The sequence below is a fragment of the Hymenobacter siberiensis genome, from assembly GCF_018967865.2.
Taxonomy (GTDB): domain Bacteria; phylum Bacteroidota; class Bacteroidia; order Cytophagales; family Hymenobacteraceae; genus Hymenobacter; species Hymenobacter siberiensis.
Genome location: NZ_JAHLZY020000001.1, coordinates 4,628,361 through 4,644,800, shown reverse-complemented (window position 1 = coordinate 4,644,800; position 16,440 = coordinate 4,628,361). Strand labels below are relative to the sequence as shown.

13 protein-coding genes, 1 tRNA gene and 1 pseudogene are annotated in these 16,440 nt (G+C 59.9%); 9 read left to right on the top strand and 6 right to left on the bottom strand.

Annotation, left to right across the window (positions count from 1 at the left end; genetic code table 11):
• Nucleotides 1-124: 124 nt before the first annotated feature.
• A pseudogene (locus KQ659_RS20490) lies at nucleotides 125-801 on the bottom strand (IS1595 family transposase).
• Nucleotides 802-1,019: 218 nt separating this feature from the next.
• Here KQ659_RS20490 and KQ659_RS20485 point away from each other — a divergent pair.
• The gene (locus KQ659_RS20485; RefSeq protein WP_216690804.1) at nucleotides 1,020-1,592 is read left to right on the top strand and encodes a fasciclin domain-containing protein; all 573 of its coding nucleotides are present in this window, start codon (nucleotides 1,020-1,022) and stop codon (nucleotides 1,590-1,592) included.
• 82 nt (nucleotides 1,593-1,674) lie between these two features.
• On the opposite strand, the gene KQ659_RS20480 is transcribed toward KQ659_RS20485, so the two are convergent.
• Nucleotides 1,675-2,829, bottom strand: coding sequence for a DnaJ domain-containing protein (locus KQ659_RS20480; RefSeq protein ID WP_216679380.1), 1,155 nt, complete (start codon nucleotides 2,827-2,829; stop codon nucleotides 1,675-1,677).
• Between the two features lie 132 nt (nucleotides 2,830-2,961).
• Between KQ659_RS20480 and KQ659_RS20475 the strand changes: the two genes are divergently transcribed.
• From KQ659_RS20475 to KQ659_RS20465, 3 genes are read left to right on the top strand one after another with little or no spacing between them, the layout of a single operon-like run.
• The gene (locus KQ659_RS20475; RefSeq protein ID WP_216690483.1) at nucleotides 2,962-3,339 is read left to right on the top strand and encodes a phage holin family protein; all 378 of its coding nucleotides are present in this window, start codon (nucleotides 2,962-2,964) and stop codon (nucleotides 3,337-3,339) included.
• Nucleotides 3,340-3,351: 12 nt separating this feature from the next.
• A complete protein-coding gene (locus KQ659_RS20470; protein WP_216690484.1) occupies nucleotides 3,352-4,206 on the top strand; it encodes a hypothetical protein in 855 nt (284 codons plus the stop codon).
• Nucleotides 4,178-4,963: a geranylgeranylglyceryl/heptaprenylglyceryl phosphate synthase gene (locus KQ659_RS20465; RefSeq protein WP_216679383.1), complete on the top strand. Its 786-nt coding sequence runs from the start codon at nucleotides 4,178-4,180 to the stop codon at nucleotides 4,961-4,963. Before KQ659_RS20470 ends, KQ659_RS20465 begins: the two co-directional genes overlap by 29 nt.
• Nucleotides 4,964-5,035: 72 nt before the next feature.
• Here KQ659_RS20465 and KQ659_RS20460 read toward each other — a convergent pair.
• Nucleotides 5,036-5,111 (bottom strand) — tRNA-Thr (locus tag KQ659_RS20460).
• 304 nt (nucleotides 5,112-5,415) lie between these two features.
• Between KQ659_RS20460 and KQ659_RS20455 the strand changes: the two genes are divergently transcribed.
• The 3 genes from KQ659_RS20455 (at nucleotide 5,416) to KQ659_RS20445 (ending at nucleotide 9,353) form a co-directional block, all read left to right on the top strand.
• Complete coding sequence (locus KQ659_RS20455) at nucleotides 5,416-5,682, top strand: DUF4834 family protein (protein WP_216679384.1); 267 nt, start codon at nucleotides 5,416-5,418, stop codon at nucleotides 5,680-5,682.
• Between the two features lie 126 nt (nucleotides 5,683-5,808).
• Nucleotides 5,809-8,349: a YfhO family protein gene (locus KQ659_RS20450; protein ID WP_216690485.1), complete on the top strand. Its 2,541-nt coding sequence runs from the start codon at nucleotides 5,809-5,811 to the stop codon at nucleotides 8,347-8,349.
• 83 nt (nucleotides 8,350-8,432) lie between these two features.
• Nucleotides 8,433-9,353, top strand: a complete 921-nt coding sequence (locus KQ659_RS20445) for a 1-aminocyclopropane-1-carboxylate deaminase/D-cysteine desulfhydrase (protein WP_216690486.1) — start codon at nucleotides 8,433-8,435, stop codon at nucleotides 9,351-9,353.
• On the opposite strand, the gene KQ659_RS20440 is transcribed toward KQ659_RS20445, so the two are convergent.
• Nucleotides 9,350-10,600: a hypothetical protein gene (locus tag KQ659_RS20440; RefSeq protein WP_216690487.1), complete on the bottom strand. Its 1,251-nt coding sequence runs from the start codon at nucleotides 10,598-10,600 to the stop codon at nucleotides 9,350-9,352. The genes KQ659_RS20445 and KQ659_RS20440 overlap by 4 nt on opposite strands.
• A 106-nt stretch (nucleotides 10,601-10,706) precedes the next feature.
• Here KQ659_RS20440 and KQ659_RS20435 point away from each other — a divergent pair, with 106 nt between their 5' ends.
• Nucleotides 10,707-11,324 carry a DUF4230 domain-containing protein gene (locus KQ659_RS20435; RefSeq protein WP_226915707.1) on the top strand — a complete coding sequence of 206 codons (618 nt, stop codon included), beginning with the start codon at nucleotides 10,707-10,709 and terminating at the stop codon, nucleotides 11,322-11,324.
• A 126-nt stretch (nucleotides 11,325-11,450) separates the two neighbouring features.
• Here the strand turns inward: KQ659_RS20435 and KQ659_RS20430 are convergent, their stop codons facing one another.
• Entirely contained in the window at nucleotides 11,451-11,957 is a 507-nt protein-coding gene (locus KQ659_RS20430) for a regulatory protein RecX (protein ID WP_216679388.1), read from the bottom strand.
• Nucleotides 11,958-12,148: 191 nt separating this feature from the next.
• Between KQ659_RS20430 and KQ659_RS20425 the strand changes: the two genes are divergently transcribed.
• Nucleotides 12,149-14,797, top strand: a complete 2,649-nt coding sequence (locus KQ659_RS20425) for a DUF5686 and carboxypeptidase regulatory-like domain-containing protein (protein WP_216690488.1) — start codon at nucleotides 12,149-12,151, stop codon at nucleotides 14,795-14,797.
• A gap of 181 nt (nucleotides 14,798-14,978) precedes the next feature.
• Here KQ659_RS20425 and KQ659_RS20420 read toward each other — a convergent pair whose 3' ends face one another.
• The gene (locus tag KQ659_RS20420; protein ID WP_216690489.1) at nucleotides 14,979-16,418 is read right to left on the bottom strand and encodes an amidohydrolase family protein; all 1,440 of its coding nucleotides are present in this window, start codon (nucleotides 16,416-16,418) and stop codon (nucleotides 14,979-14,981) included.
• Nucleotides 16,419-16,440: the final 22 nt, after the last annotated feature.

Sequence of the window (16,440 nt, the reverse complement as noted above, 5' to 3'; positions counted from 1 at the left end):
GATGATGCAGAAAGAGTTTATACTGGGTTGTTACCATTTGTCAAATACTTTCCATGCTTGATAATGGTGATTACGCCGAAGCTAACAATGTTGAATAGGTATGGGGCTTAGGAAGCAAACAGATTTATAGGGGCTGTTGGCAAAGTGATTTAAGGGGCAATTTATAGCGGTTCCCGTAGCGATGATTGAAGCGAAATCCAGACACTTTCAAATGCAGTAAGAAGGTGTGCCTGGGCACGCCCTTGAACTGCTGGAGGCGGGCTTTGGTGAAGCTCCAGAAGGACTCGATGCCGTTGATGAGCGAGGCGCCTTGCACGAATTCGTCTTGGCCATGGCGGACGCGGAAGTGGCGGTCAAAGCCCACGTCTACCAGCCCATCATAACCGCGCCAGCCATCGGTGTTGACCATCGCGGCTACGTCGATTTTACCGCGTATGATGGCCTGCAAGGTCTTTTTCGAGCAGTCGGGCACGATTTCCGTGATACCTGCCTACCGCGTTTAAACAGGCCGAAGACGATGGTTTTGCCGCTGGCTCCGCGCCCGCGTTTGCCGCGCACCCGGCGCGTACCGAAGTAGCTCTCGTCAAGTTCGACCGCTCCGTCGAGTTCGGCCGGCGCGGGGCTCCAGGTCAGGAGTCGGTGGCGCAACAGCAGGTAGAGGTCATTGACGGCCCGCACGCTCAGGTCCATGAGGCGGGCCGTATCCGAGGCCGTCAAATCCAAGGCAAACAGGCGCAGCAAGTAGCGAAATTTGACCTCCGAAATTTTGCTGCACTTATAATAGCGGTTAGCTGATTGCATAACAGTGAGTTATGCCCCATTTTTTGAATTTTGCTTCCTAAGCCCCTAAGTATTTGCGCTATGCGTGGCTACTAGCATGAACAAGTCATTTATAATCGCTGACATAAATCAGCGTTGGACGATTTTTCTAGTAAAACTTATCGGCGATGCAATCCGCTGGGCGAAGGAATGGCGTAGGTGATGCATCAATCAAAAAAACTAACCATTTCTTTATACCGATGAAAAAGTCTTTGTTCTCCCTTGCCTTGGTTACTTTCCTCAGCGCTGCTGCTGTTACCAATGTTTCGGCCCAAACTAAAAAAATGCCCGGTACCGTAATGGTAGGTGGTGCGGCTATGTACCCCACGAAAAACATCGTGGAAAATGCAGTTAACTCGAAAGACCACACGACGCTGGTGGCTGCTGTGAAAGCCGCAGGCCTAGTTGAAACGCTAAGCAGCGCTGGTCCTTTCACCGTATTTGCTCCTACTAACGAAGCCTTCAACAAACTACCTGCTGGCACGGTAGAAACGCTGGTGAAGCCTGAGAATAAGGCTACGCTGACCAAAATTCTGACCTACCACGTTGTGGCTGGCCGTATGACTGCCGCTGACCTCAAGAAAGCCATCAAGGCTGGTGGTGGCAAGGCTACGCTGAAGACGGTGAGCGGTGGTACTCTTACGGCGATGATTAAAGGCAAAACCATCGAGTTGAAGGACGAAAAAGGCGGCATATCGACTGTGACTATCGCAGACGTAATGCAGAGCAACGGCGTTATCCACGTAGTGAACACGGTGTTGATGCCCCAGTAAGGCTTTCTGAGCTTTTGAATGCAACTTCGGCAACCGCCGCTGGCTTTGGCCGGCGGCGGTTGTTTGCGTAGTGGGGATGGGGCTAACGGCAGGCGGCCTTGGCGGTTCGGGCGTATTCGTAACCCAACTGCAGAGCGCGGCGATAGAACTCGCAGGCGGCGGTGGAATCGTTGGTGTGAGCAGCCAGCTTGCCGAGCAGGAAGTGGGTGCGGCCATCGGTGGGATTGGCCTGGAGCACTCGGAAGTAGTCGGAACGGGCTTCGGGGTAGCGGGCGAGGGCGGCGAAGGCCACGCCACGCAATTGGGTGTAATGCCAGGGGGCTTTGCGCCCGGCGCGTTGGTATTGGCTCAGGCCAGTGGTGAAATCGGCTACGGCTAGGGCTGGCTGGTGCAGGTCGAGCAGGCGGGTTTCGCCCCGGGCGAGGTAGACGGTGCTGCGGGTGCTGTCGAGGGCCAGGGAGCGGGTGTAATTGAAGTCGGCGGTGCGAGCGCGGCCGAGGGTGGCCTCGCAGCGGCCCAGCTGGTAGAGCAGGTCGGCGGTGAGGCGACGGGATTGGGGCTGCTGGAGTGCGGCCTGGAAGTCGGCGCGTGCGGCGCGTGCATCGTGGAGGTGAAAACGCGCCAGCTCGCCGCGCCGTCGCAGGGCGGGCGCATAGTCGGGGCGGAAGTGCAGCGTTTCGTCCAGGTAGCTGGATGCTGCCGACCAATCGCCGCGCACGTAGGCTCGCAGCCCATCGGCGTAGTTGCTGGTGGCGGAGACGTGGTCCATGGTCACTTTTACGGCCATGGCAAACAGCACAATTCCCGCGATGAAAAGCAGGGTGAAAAGCCAGTCGCGCCGATTGAAGGAAGGACGCTGGTGCGGAATGCGCTGGTAGTGCCGCTCGCGGCTGCCAGCGGGAGGACGGGTGCGGAGCGGGGCGGGGGGAGGCATGGGTACGCCGTAGACGTGCTGCGACACGGGCCGCTGCTGCTGCTGGCGCTGGGCTTCGGCGGCGCGGCGGGCTGCCTGGGTTAGCTGGAAGTCGTAGGTGGCCCGTCGGGCAGGGTCACCGAGGATGCCATAGGCCACGGCAACGGCTTTAAACTGCTCCTCATAGCGCACATCGCCGCCGTGCTTATCGGGATGGTAGCGCACCACCAACTGCCGGTAGGCGCGCTTGATATCGGCGGCCGGGGCGGTGGGGGCAACTCCAAGAACTTGGTAATGATTCTGACTCACGCTAACGGCAAACACAAAGGTGGGGGCAAAAGTCAGCCACGCGCCGAAATTTTCCGTAGAACCGGTACGGTCGGATGCTTTTTTTCTTGTTAAATCAATGAAACAGCCGGGCTCATTTTTTCTTGTGTCACCCCTTTTTCGCGCCGCATGTTTAACGACGACGATACTTCCAAAACCCCTCGCAACGACAGCTTGATTGGTAATCTAACGGGCTACCTCGATACCCGCATCGACCTGGTTCGGCTGGAAATACAGCAAAAAGTATCCACTATTTTTGTGGGCACTATTCACGGCGCTACCCTGGCCATTCTGGGGTTGTTGTTTGTAATCTTTGTGAGCGTATTTGCCGGATTGGCGCTCAATTCCGCGCTAAATAGTTCTTACTGGGGCTTTGGTATCGTAGCTGGCTTCTACTTGGTACTGATGGTGCTGGTGCTGGTGGGCGTTGATAAAACGGCCTTCCAAGGTCTTGCCAACAAGGTGCTCAAGGACACCATTTACAAATCTGATAAACGCCAAGCCTAAGCCGACCTTCTTATGAGTGAGTTGCAAAACCCCCTGTTCGACGAGCAAAAAGAATTTCTCGAACGCAAAAAACTGGAGTATGAGCGCGCCTTGCGCGGCGACGTGGACCACATCAAGGAGCAATCGGTGGTGGTGGGCAAGGTGGCGCTGGTATGTGCCGGCCTGGCCGGTGGCGTATGGCTCATCACGAAGCTGATTGGCGGCAAGAAGCGCAAGCGTGCTCAGCAGAAGTACGTGGCCGACCATAGCGAGGCCGATAACGACTACGAGTTTGGTGCCGACTATTATTCCAACAGCAAAAGCAAGAAGGATAAGAAGGGCAAAAAAGGTGATAACCTGGCGCACAAGTCCGCAGAAGAATCGGCCCGTGCTTTTGTGCAATACCAGCAGTACGCCCACGAAGCCGATGACCTGGGCTTTGGCTCCACGGCTTCGCATCCGGACGAGAATCCGTCGGAGACGGCTGCTGCCGCGCCCTTTGTCGCGGGTTCGACTTACGCGGATGAGAAGTTTGAGGAAGACCCGTTTCAGGATTTGCCTTACGACGACAGCCGCCGGCTGCCTGCCTCGCAGGCTTTCGACGAGTCCGCACCGGCTGGCTGCGCTAAAAAATCCCGCTCGCGCATAGTGGGCTCGGTATTTCAGGCATTTCTGCAGTCTGATACCGGTAAGGTATTGGTGGCTCAGGCGGCGGCTGTAGCCCTGGCCATGGTGACGAAAAAAGTAGGCGAGTTTTTCCCGGCGGACAAAAATGCCGACCTTGCGACTTCTCCCGGCTACGGCACAGCCGAAACGGGGGCTTCTCCCGTCGCCTCGTCTGCTCCTTCTGATTCCTCGGATGCGTCTAACCCTTCTAAGTCTTTATGATGCGCTGCGTGCCCGGCAGCAGCATGGCCGCAAAGCGCTGGCCGTATTGCTCGACCCGGACAACCTGGATGAAACCAGCCTGTTGCACCTGCTCGGCCTGAGTGAGGCGCATCCGGTCGATTACTTTTTTGTGGGGGGCAGCCTGGTGCTTAGTTCGCACCAAGCTGCCCTTATCACGTTAATCAAGGCCCATTCTGATGTGCCGGTGCTGCTGTTTCCCAGCCACAGCATGCACCTCGATGGCCCGGCCGATGGCTTGCTGCTGCTCTCGCTCATCTCGGGCCGCAACCCTGATTTTTTGATTGGCCAGCACGTGGTGGCCGCGCCGCGCCTCAAGGCCAGCGGCTTGCAACTGCTGTCGACGGGCTATATGCTGGTCGATTCGGGCCGGCCTACCACGGCTTCCTACATGAGTGGTACCGCACCCATGCCGCACAATAAGCCGGGTATCGCGGCCTGCACGGCACTGGCTGGCGAGCAGCTGGGGCTGAAGCTGATGTATCTCGACGGTGGCAGCGGGGCTCAAAACCCGGTATCCGGTGCGATGATTGCGGCCGTGCGCGAAGCCGTGAGTGCGCCCCTCATTGTGGGTGGCGGGCTGAACTCAGGCGAGAGATTGTATGCAGCCCTGGCAGCCGGGGCCGACGTGGTGGTGGTGGGCAACCATATTGAGGCCAACCCGGAGTTTCTGGCCGAGGCGGTGGGCGTGGTCGCTTCGTTCAACCAAGTGGCGGCTTCGCAGCGCGTTTTCCAATAACTGCGCGGCAGATGGCTTTGCTCCAAATAAAAAGGCCCTGAAATCGCAATGCGGTTTCAGGGCCTTTTTATTTGGAGCCGCTTATTGGACTCGAACCAACGACCTGCTCATTACGAATGAGCTGCTCTACCAACTGAGCTAAAGCGGCTTGTTCCCGACCAACGGTTTATCGGATGGGGCTGCAAAGATAGGCAATAGGCCGGAAGCCACGCAACCACAACTGGAGAAAAATTTAGCAACCGAACCCGGGGCCGTGCGTTTGCATTAGGAAACAGTCTTTCCTGCTTCCCCCGAAATCACTGCGCTCACCTACCGCTGGTCTGGCTGGTACTGTTGCCCTCGCGCTGCGGAACCGATAAGCCGGAGCGGGCCGTTTATGTAAAGCAAAAGTGCCGAGTGCACGTCAGCAGGCGCTGACCGTACTTTGTGGCGGCGTTTACGTTTCCAGCTATATGAAATTTTGGCTCATATTCATTCTGATTTTTTTCGCGGTTCGATACCTGCTGCCCATTGTGCTGCGGCTGGCGCTAAGCGGCTTTGTGCGCAAGCAGATGCGCAACGGAGGCTTTGTGGTGCCGCCCCAGGCACGGCCCGATAGCAGCCCTAATGCCCAGCCCGGCGAAGTGCGGGTGGACTATGTGCCGCCCGTGGCAGAACAGGGCAAACAACCACACGACTTTAAGGGTGGGGAATACATTGATTTTGAGGAAGTAAAGTAGGGTAGGGTCAATTTCAGGAAGATTGGAGTGGCCTTGGGATTTGGGGATTGACTCCGGGACGTTAGCGGCTACGGGTGGTTCTACTGTACCTTCGGGCACGTTTTCATTTTCCCCAAAATTGCCCTGATGGCTGTTGTTGCTTCTGCTCCTTCTGTTTCGTCCGCGCCGTGGTGGCAGCGGGCTGTGCCGCATGTGCTGGCGGTGTTGTTTTTCGTGGTGCTTGCCTGCGCGTATTTCGCGCCCATCATGTTCGATGGCAAAACCCTGGCTCAGCACGATATTACCCAGTTCCAGGGGGGGGCGCACGAGGCGCAGGAGTACGCTAAAGCCATGGGCAAAGAGGCTTTATGGACCAATTCCATGTTCTCGGGTATGCCCACGTACCTTATCAGCCTGCACTTTCCGGGCGACTGGTCCGGGTATTTGCAGAAGGCCATGACGCTGGGCCTACCCGCCGTGGTAGCCAACCTGTTTCTGGCGCTGCTCTGCGGCTACATTTTGCTGGTGGCGCTGGGCGTGCGGCCGCTCATTGCGGTGGCGGGCGCGGTGGCGCTGGGCTTTTCGAGCTACAACCTGGCCATTCTGGCCGCTGGCCACAACACTAAGAGCCTGGCCCTGGCCTACGCGCCGCTGGTGCTGGGCGGCCTGCTCGTGACGTACCGCCGCGATAAGTGGCTGGGAGCCGCGCTTTTTGCCGTGGGCCTCACGCTGAACGTGCACGTCAACCACCTTCAGATTACGTACTACCTGCTGCTGCTGGTGGCTATTTTCGGCATTATCGAGTTGGTATCGGCGGTGCGGGCGGGCCGCCTGCCCGATTTTGCCAAGCGCACGGCGCTGCTGGCGCTGGGCGCGGCGCTGGCTGTAGGCGTGAGTTTCGGCCGCCTCTACACCACCGCCGAATATAGCAAATACAGCAACCGGGGCCCGAGTGAGTTGAAGTCGGCCGCGCCTACTGCGCCCGGCCAGGCCCCGGCCGCCAACCCGGAGGACGCCGGCTCGGGCGTGGACCGCGACTACGCGTTCCAGTACAGCTACGGTGTGGGCGAAACTATTACTCTCCTGATTCCCAATTTCTACGGCGGGGCCAGCTCCATGCCGCTCGGCACCGATTCTAACCTGGCCAAAGCAGGCCTGCCGCAGGAATATTTGGGTTCGATGCCCACCTACTGGGGCCAGCAGAGCTACACGGCCGGGCCGGTGTATATGGGCGCGGTGGTATGCTTTCTGTTCATTCTGGGGCTGTTTGTGGTGGAAAAGCGTACGCGCTACTGGCTGCTGGCGGGCACGGTGCTGTCCATTTTACTGGCCTGGGGTAAGAACTTTGAAACGTTTAACTACCTGATTTTTGACCTGCTGCCGGGCTACAATAAGTTTCGGGCCGTGAGCATGGCGCTGGTGATTGCGCAGCTGGCCATGCCCATTCTGGGTGCGCTGGCCTTGAGCCGCATCCTGCGGCCCCGGCCGGCCGCTGCGCCCACGCTACCGGGTACCAAAGCGCCCCTTTCGGCCGAGGCTTCGGCATTATTGCCCAAGGTGCTGTATGCCGGCGCTATCGCGGCCGGGTTGTGCGTGCTGGCTTATCTGGCCAGCTTCAGCTTCGATTTTGCCGCGCCCGTGGATGGGGAGCTGACCAAGCAGGGTTTCACGCCGCAGCTGCTGGGCGCGCTGCGCGCCGACCGCGCCGATTTGCTCCGCAACGACGTGTGGCGTGGGCTGCTCTTTATTGGGGCGGCGTTAGGCGTGCTGTATTTCCACCTGAAAGGACAACTGAAAGTGGTGCCGGCGGCGGCCATTATGGTGGTGCTGGTGCTGGTGGATTTGTGGGGCGTGGATAAGCGCTACCTCGGCGACAATAAATTTCAGCGCGAAACCATTGCCGAGGAATTCCAGCTCAGCCCGGCCGACCAGCTGATTTTGCAGGATAAGGACCTGAGCTACCGCGTGCTCAACGTGCAAAATCCCTTCAACGAAGCCCAGACTTCATACTTCCACAAGAGCATTGGTGGCTACCACGGGGCCAAGCTGCGCCGCTACCAGGACCTTATCGAACGCCAGATTTCAAACAATAACCAGCAGGTGCTCAATATGCTGAACATGCGCTACCTCATCACCGGTGACGCCAAGCAGCCAGTGCAGCGCAACCCCGGCGCGCTGGGCAATGCCTGGTTTGTGAGCGAAGTGCAGCCCGTGGCCAGCCCCGATGCCGAGATGGCGGCCCTCAGTACCCTGAGCCCGGCCACCGAAGCGGTGGTGGATGCCAGCAAATTTCCGCAGCAAAAAGCCGCGACCTACGACATTGCCGGCTCCAGCATCGCTCTCACCAACTATAGCCCCGACGAGCTGAAATACCGCTACAATGCTACGCAGGCCGGCCTGGTGGTGTTCTCCGAAATCTATTACGCCGATGGCTGGCAGGCTTTCATCGATGGCAAGCCGGTGCCGCACATTCGGGCCGATTACGTGCTGCGGGCCCTACAGGTGCCGGCCGGCGCGCACACCATTGAGTTCAAGTTTGAGCCGAGGTCTTACGCCGTGGGCAATGCGGTGTCGTTGGTGGCCAGCATTGCGCTGCTGCTGGTGCTGGTGGGCACGGGCGTGTACGTAGCACGCCGTCGCGAGCGCAGCGGCGACGAGCTGCTGAACGACGCGCCGGTGCTGGCGTAGCTTCTGCTTTGTGCAAAATCAGGGAAAGGGGATGGGGGAACGGTTGTTTCTTTGGTCCCCTTTCTCGTTTTACCGCCGTCCCGATGCTGCCTACATCCCTTCTTCAGCTGCTCGATGAGCCGGTAGCCAACGCCCACGGCGTGCGCCTGCTGCTGTGGCGCGACGACCTGGTGAACCCGGACCTGCCCGGCAACAAGGCCCGCAAGCTCAAGTACAATCTGGCGGCGGCCCGTGTGCAGGGCCACCACACGCTGCTCACTTTTGGCGGGGCTTATTCCAACCACATTGCGGCCGTGGCGGCGGCCGGCCGGCTGCTGGGCTTCCGCACCATCGGCTTGATTCGGGGCGATGAGCCGGCGGCGGGGTCCACGCTCAACCCCACGCTGGTCCGGGCCGCCGCCGATGGCATGGCCCTGCACTACCTCGACCGCACGGCCTACCGCCGCCGGGCCGAGCCGGAGTTTATGGCGGAGCAGCTGGCCCGCTTTGGCCCGGCCTACGTGCTGCCCGAGGGGGGAACTAATGCGCTGGCCCTGCCCGGCTGCGCCGAGCTGGTGGCCGAGATTCGACAGCAGGTTGATTTTGATGCGCTGGCCGTAGCCGTGGGTACCGGCGGTACCCTGGCGGGCCTGCTCACCGGCCTGGCTGGCCAGCAGCACGCCGTGGGCGTGGCGGCCCTGAAAAACGGCGGTTTTTTACGCACGGAAATTGATGCGCTGACCCAGGCGACGGCTGGACAGGCTTTCGATAATTATTCGCTTCAGACCGATTATCACTTCGGCGGCTACGCCAAGTATTCGGTCGAGCTGCTGGCGTTTATTCAGCAGTTTCAGGTGCAGCACGGCGTGCTGCTCGACCCGATTTATACCGGCAAGCTGCTGTTTGGGGTGCTGCATTTGGTGGGGAAGGGTTATTTCCGGCGGGGTAGTACGGTGGTGGCTATTCACACCGGCGGGCAGCAGGCCTGGGCGGGCTGGGAAGAGCGGTTTGGGGCGCGAGGCTAGGGCCTAGCCAGCAGCGGACCGGATTTGGCAACCGTTCTTACAGGCCAAAGCCGCTGTAGTTCCAGCGCGGCCAGTACAAAAATTAAGGGCAGCACCGGGGCCAGGAAGCGCACGTCGTAGTCATCGACCGTGAGCATGACAACGCCGGCCTGTAGCAACGGCACACCTACCAGAAAGGCCCGGGCCGGCAGCCATACCCGCGCCTGGCGCGCTCCGCGAAACGCCAGGTAGTACAGTGGCCAGAGCACCAGTACGCTGATGAGCCGGTGCGCCAGCGAATAATATGGCTTGACACTGCTGAAGAATACCAGCAGCTTGCCGGCCATCAGGCGGGCCAGAAAGCCCGGGTTGTGGGCCGCAAAGTGGAGCACTCGAGACATCTGACCCAGGCCAGCTGGGGGCAACACTAACGGAGTGCTTGGGTGGATAGCCCACACCGGCGTAGCAAACATGAGCTCGCCGCGCAAATACGTTTCGACGATAAAAAAGCTGACCAGCTGATAATTAAGCCACCACACTGCCAATGGGGTAGCCAGCACCGCTCCGGCTACCACCAGCCAGAATAGCCGGCGGCGCTGACTGTAGAGCGAGGCCAGCCCAGCCAGAACGGCTGCGCCGGTTACCACAAAGCCATTGGGCCGTACCAGGGCCGTGAGCAACAGCAGGATGATGAGCGTAACCCAGGCTTGCCAGCCCCCATTGCGTACTTGCACAAAGGCCCAGAAGGAGAGGACCGATAAGCTGATGAATAGTGATTCGGTGAGCAGGTAGCTGTTGAACTGCTGCACGTCGGGCCACAGAATAAACAAGCCGGTTGCCAGCGCGGCCGCACCGCGCCGGCCGGCCAGTAGCTGCCGCAATGCTTGGTACAGGGCCCTGGCGGCTACGCCCGAAACAGCCAGCTGCCCCAGCACAATGCCCCACCACCCCGCGTGCAGCCGCAGCCACACGCTTTGGAACCAGGGATATAGGATGTAACGCTGGTTGTGCTCGTACTGAAAATTACCGATGCCGTTGTTGGCAATGGTCGTGGGGGCCGTGCCCGGTTCGATTTTATAGTAGCCGTGCTCGGCCAGGTTGGCGGCGTATTCGAGGTAGCGGGCGCTGTCGTTGGCGTAGTGCGGGCCGTGATAGCGCAGCAGGAAAGCCACTTGCACCATCAGCCAGAGGGCCAGCAACAGCCAGCCGTGCCCGCGCCACAGGCGTGGGCCAAGGCCCGGGGCGGGGGGAGAGGAAGAAAGAGTCACCGGCCAAAGCTACACTGTGGCTGCCACAACCCCGGATAAGCAGTAGCTTTTGGCAATTCGCTCGTACAAGTAGATGCTAATCCTAACACCTATGCTGCCCCGCCTCATGCGTCGCCTCTTGCCCCTGTTGTTTCTGCTTGCCCTCGGCTGGTTTCTCTGGAAGAAAATAGGCCCCACCCTCGCCGACCTCAACCCGCTGAATACCGAGCCCAAAGTCACCGTGACGCACAACACGGTTCTCACCCAGGTAGAGGCCCTGGGCAAGCTGGAGTTGGTGCGCTACAAGTTCAAGGACATTGTGGAGTACCGCCGGGCCAGCCGCTACCCGCTGCTGCCCGATGCCAAAGTGGCCCTCGTGGTGGGCGGCGAAGCCGTGGGCTGCCTCGACCTGCGCAAAATCCGCCCGCAGGATGTCGTGTTTGAGGGCGACTCCATTGTGCGCGTGGTGCTGCCTGCGCCGGAGCTGTGCTCCTTCCAGGTGAACCACGACCAAAGCCGCGTATTCAGTACCGAAAACGGCTTTTTTCAGGATGCCGACCTTGTGGACCAGGGCTACAAATACGCCGAAAAGCAGGTCCGCAATGCCGCCCTGCAATCAGGCATCCTGGCCGAAACCCAGCGCAACGCCGAGCAGATTCTCGTGCCCATGCTGCGTACGCTCACCGGGCGGCGGGTGATAATCGGGCAGCAATTGGTGATGCCAAGAGTGGGGCCGAAGCAGTAGAACGGTCATGCTGAGCGCAGCCGAGGCATCTCGCATGGAGTAGTAACTCAATTGATAGAATAGGTTAGTGATGGCACGCGAGATGCCTCGGCTGCGCTCGGCATGACCGTTCCGGAACGCTCTATGCTACTCATCGTCTTCCGGCGCTTTGCCCAGCTCATCGAGCGCCATTTTTATCAGGTCCTGCTCGTAGCCTTTGCCGGTGAGGTACTGCGAGATTTTCATGCGGCGCACGCGTGGGTTTTTCTCCTTTTCCTGGCGGTCCTTTTTCTCCATCACGTCCACCAGGTTCTGGTAGTATTCTTCGCCATCAATCTCCTTCAGGCCCGATTTGATGCAGTATTCGCTGATGCCTTTCTGCTTCAGCTCCTGTATGATGCGGCGGCGGCCCCACTTCTTGTTTCGGTAGTGGCCGCGCACGAACGACTGGGCAAACCGCTCCTCGTCCAGTAGCTTTTCGCGGCTCAGGCGGATGATGATTTCGCCGGCTTCGTCCTCGTCGAGGCCGTAGGATTTTAGCTTTTGCTCGACTTCTTTCTGGTTGCGCTCCTGGTAGGCGCAGAAGGCGGCGATTTTTTGCAGGGCCTCGCCGGGCGTGTACTGCTTGGGGGCTTTATCGGAATTTTTGAACATGAGGGGCAGGGTTTCGGGCGGCAAGTAATGGAAAACAACGCGCCGGGCGGTTCGTTACCAATTCCGGTACTGATTATTACGCGCTGCCATCGGCCGGGCGGCACAATGTCAGGCAACCTTTGGGCCCTCCGCATGCATCAGTTGCGGGCGGGGCGTACCTTGGGGGTGCCTTTTTTCTGCCCATCGATTTTATGTTGCAAATTTCTTTACGCTGGTTACTTCTTGCGCTGCTGCTGATTGCCGCGCCATTTCTCAGCTGCGCCGGCGTAATCCGGGGCACAGTGAGCGGGGCCAACAAGGCGGGCCTGGCCTTTGCCAATGTGGCTGTGCGCGGCGCGGCCACTAGCACGGGGGCCAACGAGCAGGGCCAGTTCCTGCTGCGGCTGCCGGCTGGACAGTACGATTTGGTGTTCCAGTATGTGGGCTACAAGCAGCATATTGAGCCGGTGCGCGTGCCGGGCGGTGACTCTACGCTCACCGTCAACATCACGCTCCAGCCCGAGGCCTACAGCTTGGGCGAGGTACTGGTGAAATCCTCCGACCGCGACCCGGCTTATGCCATCATCCAGGAGGCGCAGCAGTGGCGGGCCTACCACAAGCGCGAGGTGGCCGCCTACCGCGCCCGCATCTACATCAAAGCCCTGGGCCGCATCAACGAGACGCCGGCCAAAATTATGGGCTTGTTTAAGCTGGGGCCGGATATTAAGAAAGGTATTTTTTACCTGTCCGAAACCCTGTCCGATTTCAGCTTCACGCAGCCCAACATCGTGAAGGAGCGCATGTTGTCGAGCCGCATCAGCGGCGACTCGCGGGGCATTAGCTTCAACCGGGCCAGCGCGGGGCGCAACCTGACTTTCTATGAAAACCTGATAAACCCCGGGTTTTCGGAGCGCGGCTTTGTGTCGCCCATTGCGGGCAATGCCATGCTGTTCTACAAGTACGAGCTGGTGGGCAGTACCCCACAGGGCGGAGTGCTGGTGCACAAAATACGGGTGCTGCCGCGCCGCCGCACTGACCCCGTTTTTGCGGGCTACATCTACATCGTGGACGGCTCGTGGCGCATTCACTCCGTCGATTTGCACCTCGATAAGGATGCCCAGCTCGACTATGTAGACGAACTGCACCTGGCCCAGCAGTACGCGCCCGCGCCGGGCAATGCCAACGTCTGGCTTATTCAGTCGCAGCAGGTTACAGCCAACTTATCGGGCTTGGGTTTTAAGGGTTCGGGCTACATCACGGCCGTGCTTTCCAACTATGCCAACGTGGTGCCTACCTACCCCACGCCGCCCGCGCCCAAAGCCGCGCCGCCCGTGATAGTCGAGGGCAAAAACGCCGCCCCCGTGGGCCAGGAAACCGCCGCTCAAATCCGCAAACGCAAGCCCGACCTGCGCGGCCTCAATGCCCAGGTGCGCAAAAAAGTGAAGCAGGCCGCGCGCGATTCCCTCAAAAACGACATCTTCGCCCAGATGCCGCGCGGCCAGGTGCAGCTGGTAGAAAAAGGCGTGAACGAGCGCGACTTGGCCTATTGGGACGCCGTGCGCCCGGTGCCCCTCACGGCCGAGGAAACGAAGGATTACCAGGTGAAGGACAGCACCGAAGTCCTCCGCCGCTCGCGCCCTTACCAGGACTCGATGGACCGCAAGCGCAACGAGTTCGAGCCCATCAACCTGCTGATGGGCGGCTACACGTACGTCAACAGCTTCAAGAAGACGTCGTTCTACGTGCTGCCGGTATCGCGTATTTTCCAGTACAACACCGTGGAAGGCGCCGTGCTCAACGCCCAGGCTACCTTCCGGAAGCGTACCGACGACCGACGGAATTTCAGCATCACACCGGTGCTGCGCTACGGTTTCAGCAGCAACGAGCTGAATCCCAGTTTAGACGCTAGCTGGCAGCTGCACCCGGCCCGCCGCCAGCAAATCGGCCTGAAAGCCGGCCGTACCATCGAGAATTTCGACAAGAATTCGCAGGTGACGCCGCTCATCAACACGCTCTACACGCTGTTTGATAACCGCAACTACGCCAAGCTTTACCGCCGCGACGGGGCCGAGCTGAGCTACCTGACGGAGCCGGTGAACGGCCTGACCCTGCTCACCACCGCCGCCTACTTCGATCGCCATGAGCTGTACAACACCACCGACCGGCTTATCTACGACGTGCCCGGCCGCGCCTTCACCCCCAACCGGCCCGTGAGCGACGAGCTGGCGGATACCGGCTTTGGCCGCAGCCGCATTCTTAACGTGGCGCTCTCGGCTGATTTCAAGCCCGGCCAGCGCTACATCAGCCGGCCCGATGGCAAGTTCAACCTCGGCTCAAAGTGGCCTACCTTCAACGTGCAGGGCCGCCTGGCCGTGCCGCACGCGCTGGGGGCCGATGTGCGCTACCTGCTGCTGCAAGCCGGCGTGCGCGACAATGTGCCGCTGGGCCTGTTGGGTGCCAGCAGCTTCCGCGTGAGCGTGGGCGGCTTCGTGGGCAAGCAGGAGGGGATGACTTTCATCGACTACCGCCATTTCTCCGGCAACCAAACCCTGCTCGCTGGCAATTTCAGCGAGTTCCAGCTGCTGGATTACTACCGCTTCAGCACCAACAATACCTACCTCGAAGCTCACTACGACCACCACTTCAACGGCTTCATCTTCAACAAAGTCCCGCTCTTTCGCAAGCTGAAATGGCAGGAAGTAGTTTCGTTCAACTACCTCACTACCGCCCAGGCCGGCCACTACGTGGAGCTGGGCGCGGGCGTGGAGCACATCTTCAAAGTGCTGCGGGTTGATTTTTATACGGCCCTGCAAAGCGGCCAGCGGCTGGGTACGGGGTTTCGGATAGGGGTGGGTTTCTAGACCACTGATTAGCACGGATTTCAGCGGATTTCACGGATTTTGTAGTCGATTGCTACGACTATAATCGCTCCGAAATAGGGTGCGGGGTGCTAATAAATCCAGCCAAACGGAAACCAAAGCTATACTGGGATTCGACTACAAAATCCGCGAAATCCGCTAAAATCCGTGCTAATCAGTGGTCCTATTTATTACGGATGGCGCGCATCATACTGGCCAGCGTGGCGGCCGGGTAGGCCTTGCCACGGGAAATCACGGCGTCGATTTTTTTGATGTTGCTGATGTCTTCCAGCGGGTTGGCGGTCAGGAGCACCAGGTCGGCGTCTTTGCCGGGGGCGATGGCGACGGTTTGTCCGGCCACGCCCATAAAGCGGGCTCCGTTGAGGGTGGCAGCCTGCAGCGCCTGCAGCGGCGTGAGGCCGGCTTTCACCAGCAAAATTACCTCTTCCTGAAGCGAGGCGCCGGGGTAGATGAACGAATTGAACGGGCCGCTATCGGAGCCGGCCAGCAGGGTTACGCCGGCGGCTTGCATGGTCGGAATCATGCTTATAAATTTGGTTTCCAGCTTCCGGCTGAAATTCTGGCTGGCCAGCGGCTGCGTGCGGGCACTGGCGAGGCGGCGCTGGTAGGTAGCCTGAATCTTTGGGTCGATGTAGGCCAGCAGGGAGTCGCGGGCGTGGTCGTTTTCGGGCAGTTCCGTCAGCGTCTTGCCGATGTAGAGCGTGGGCACGGCAGCCGTGTGGCGCTTGGCCATGAGGGCGAAGATGCGGGCCGCCGCTGCCGGGCTATACGTGTCGTACACGGCCGGCAGCATGGCGAACAGGCCCAGCGGCTTGCTGGTGCCCAAGCTGTTGCGCACCAGCGTGGTGAGGCTGTCCTCCTTGCCGGAGCAGGCCTTGAACACGTAGTACAGGTGCTCGGTGGCATCGAGGCCGCGCTGCACGGCGTCGCTCAGCTTCACGGAGTAGGGCATGTGGCCGGTGGTTTTCATCCCGCGCCGCTGCGCCAGCCGGATGGTTTCGAGGTAGGCCGCGCCCGAAATCTTGCTGTCGTAAATCTTCACGTAGTCCACCTTCAACCGTTGCAGCGAGTCGAGCGCCTTGCGAATCTGGCCCTTGGTTTCCACTTCCAACGAGCCCGGCCAGTAGGCCCCCGGCCCATCAATCTTGGGGCCCGACGTGAAGATGCGCGGCCCGGCCAGGTGGCCCGCATCCATGTCGCGCCGCCACTGGAAGATGCTGGGCGTGAGGTCGCCGCCCGCGTCGCGCACCGTGGTGATGCCGTGGGCCAGAAACAGGGTCAGGCTTTTTTTATTGGCGGCGGCCAGGCTGTCGCCGCCTCGGAAGTGCACGTGCATGTCCCACAGGCCCGGTATCAGGTAGCGGCCGTTGCCGTTCACGTACTGTTTGGCGGCGTAGCTGTCCTTATCGGCCAGCCCCACACTTACTATTTTGTCCTTCGCGATGGCCACCACCTGGTTGGGTGTGAGCTGGCCCGTGCGTACATCCACAATGGTTACGTGGTTGATAACCACGTCGTAAATCTCCAGCTTGGTGGGGCGGCGGGCGCAGGTGGTTAGCAGCACGGCCGCCAGTAAACCAAAAATAACTCGGGATGATTTCATGCGGGCAATGACAAGCGGTGCC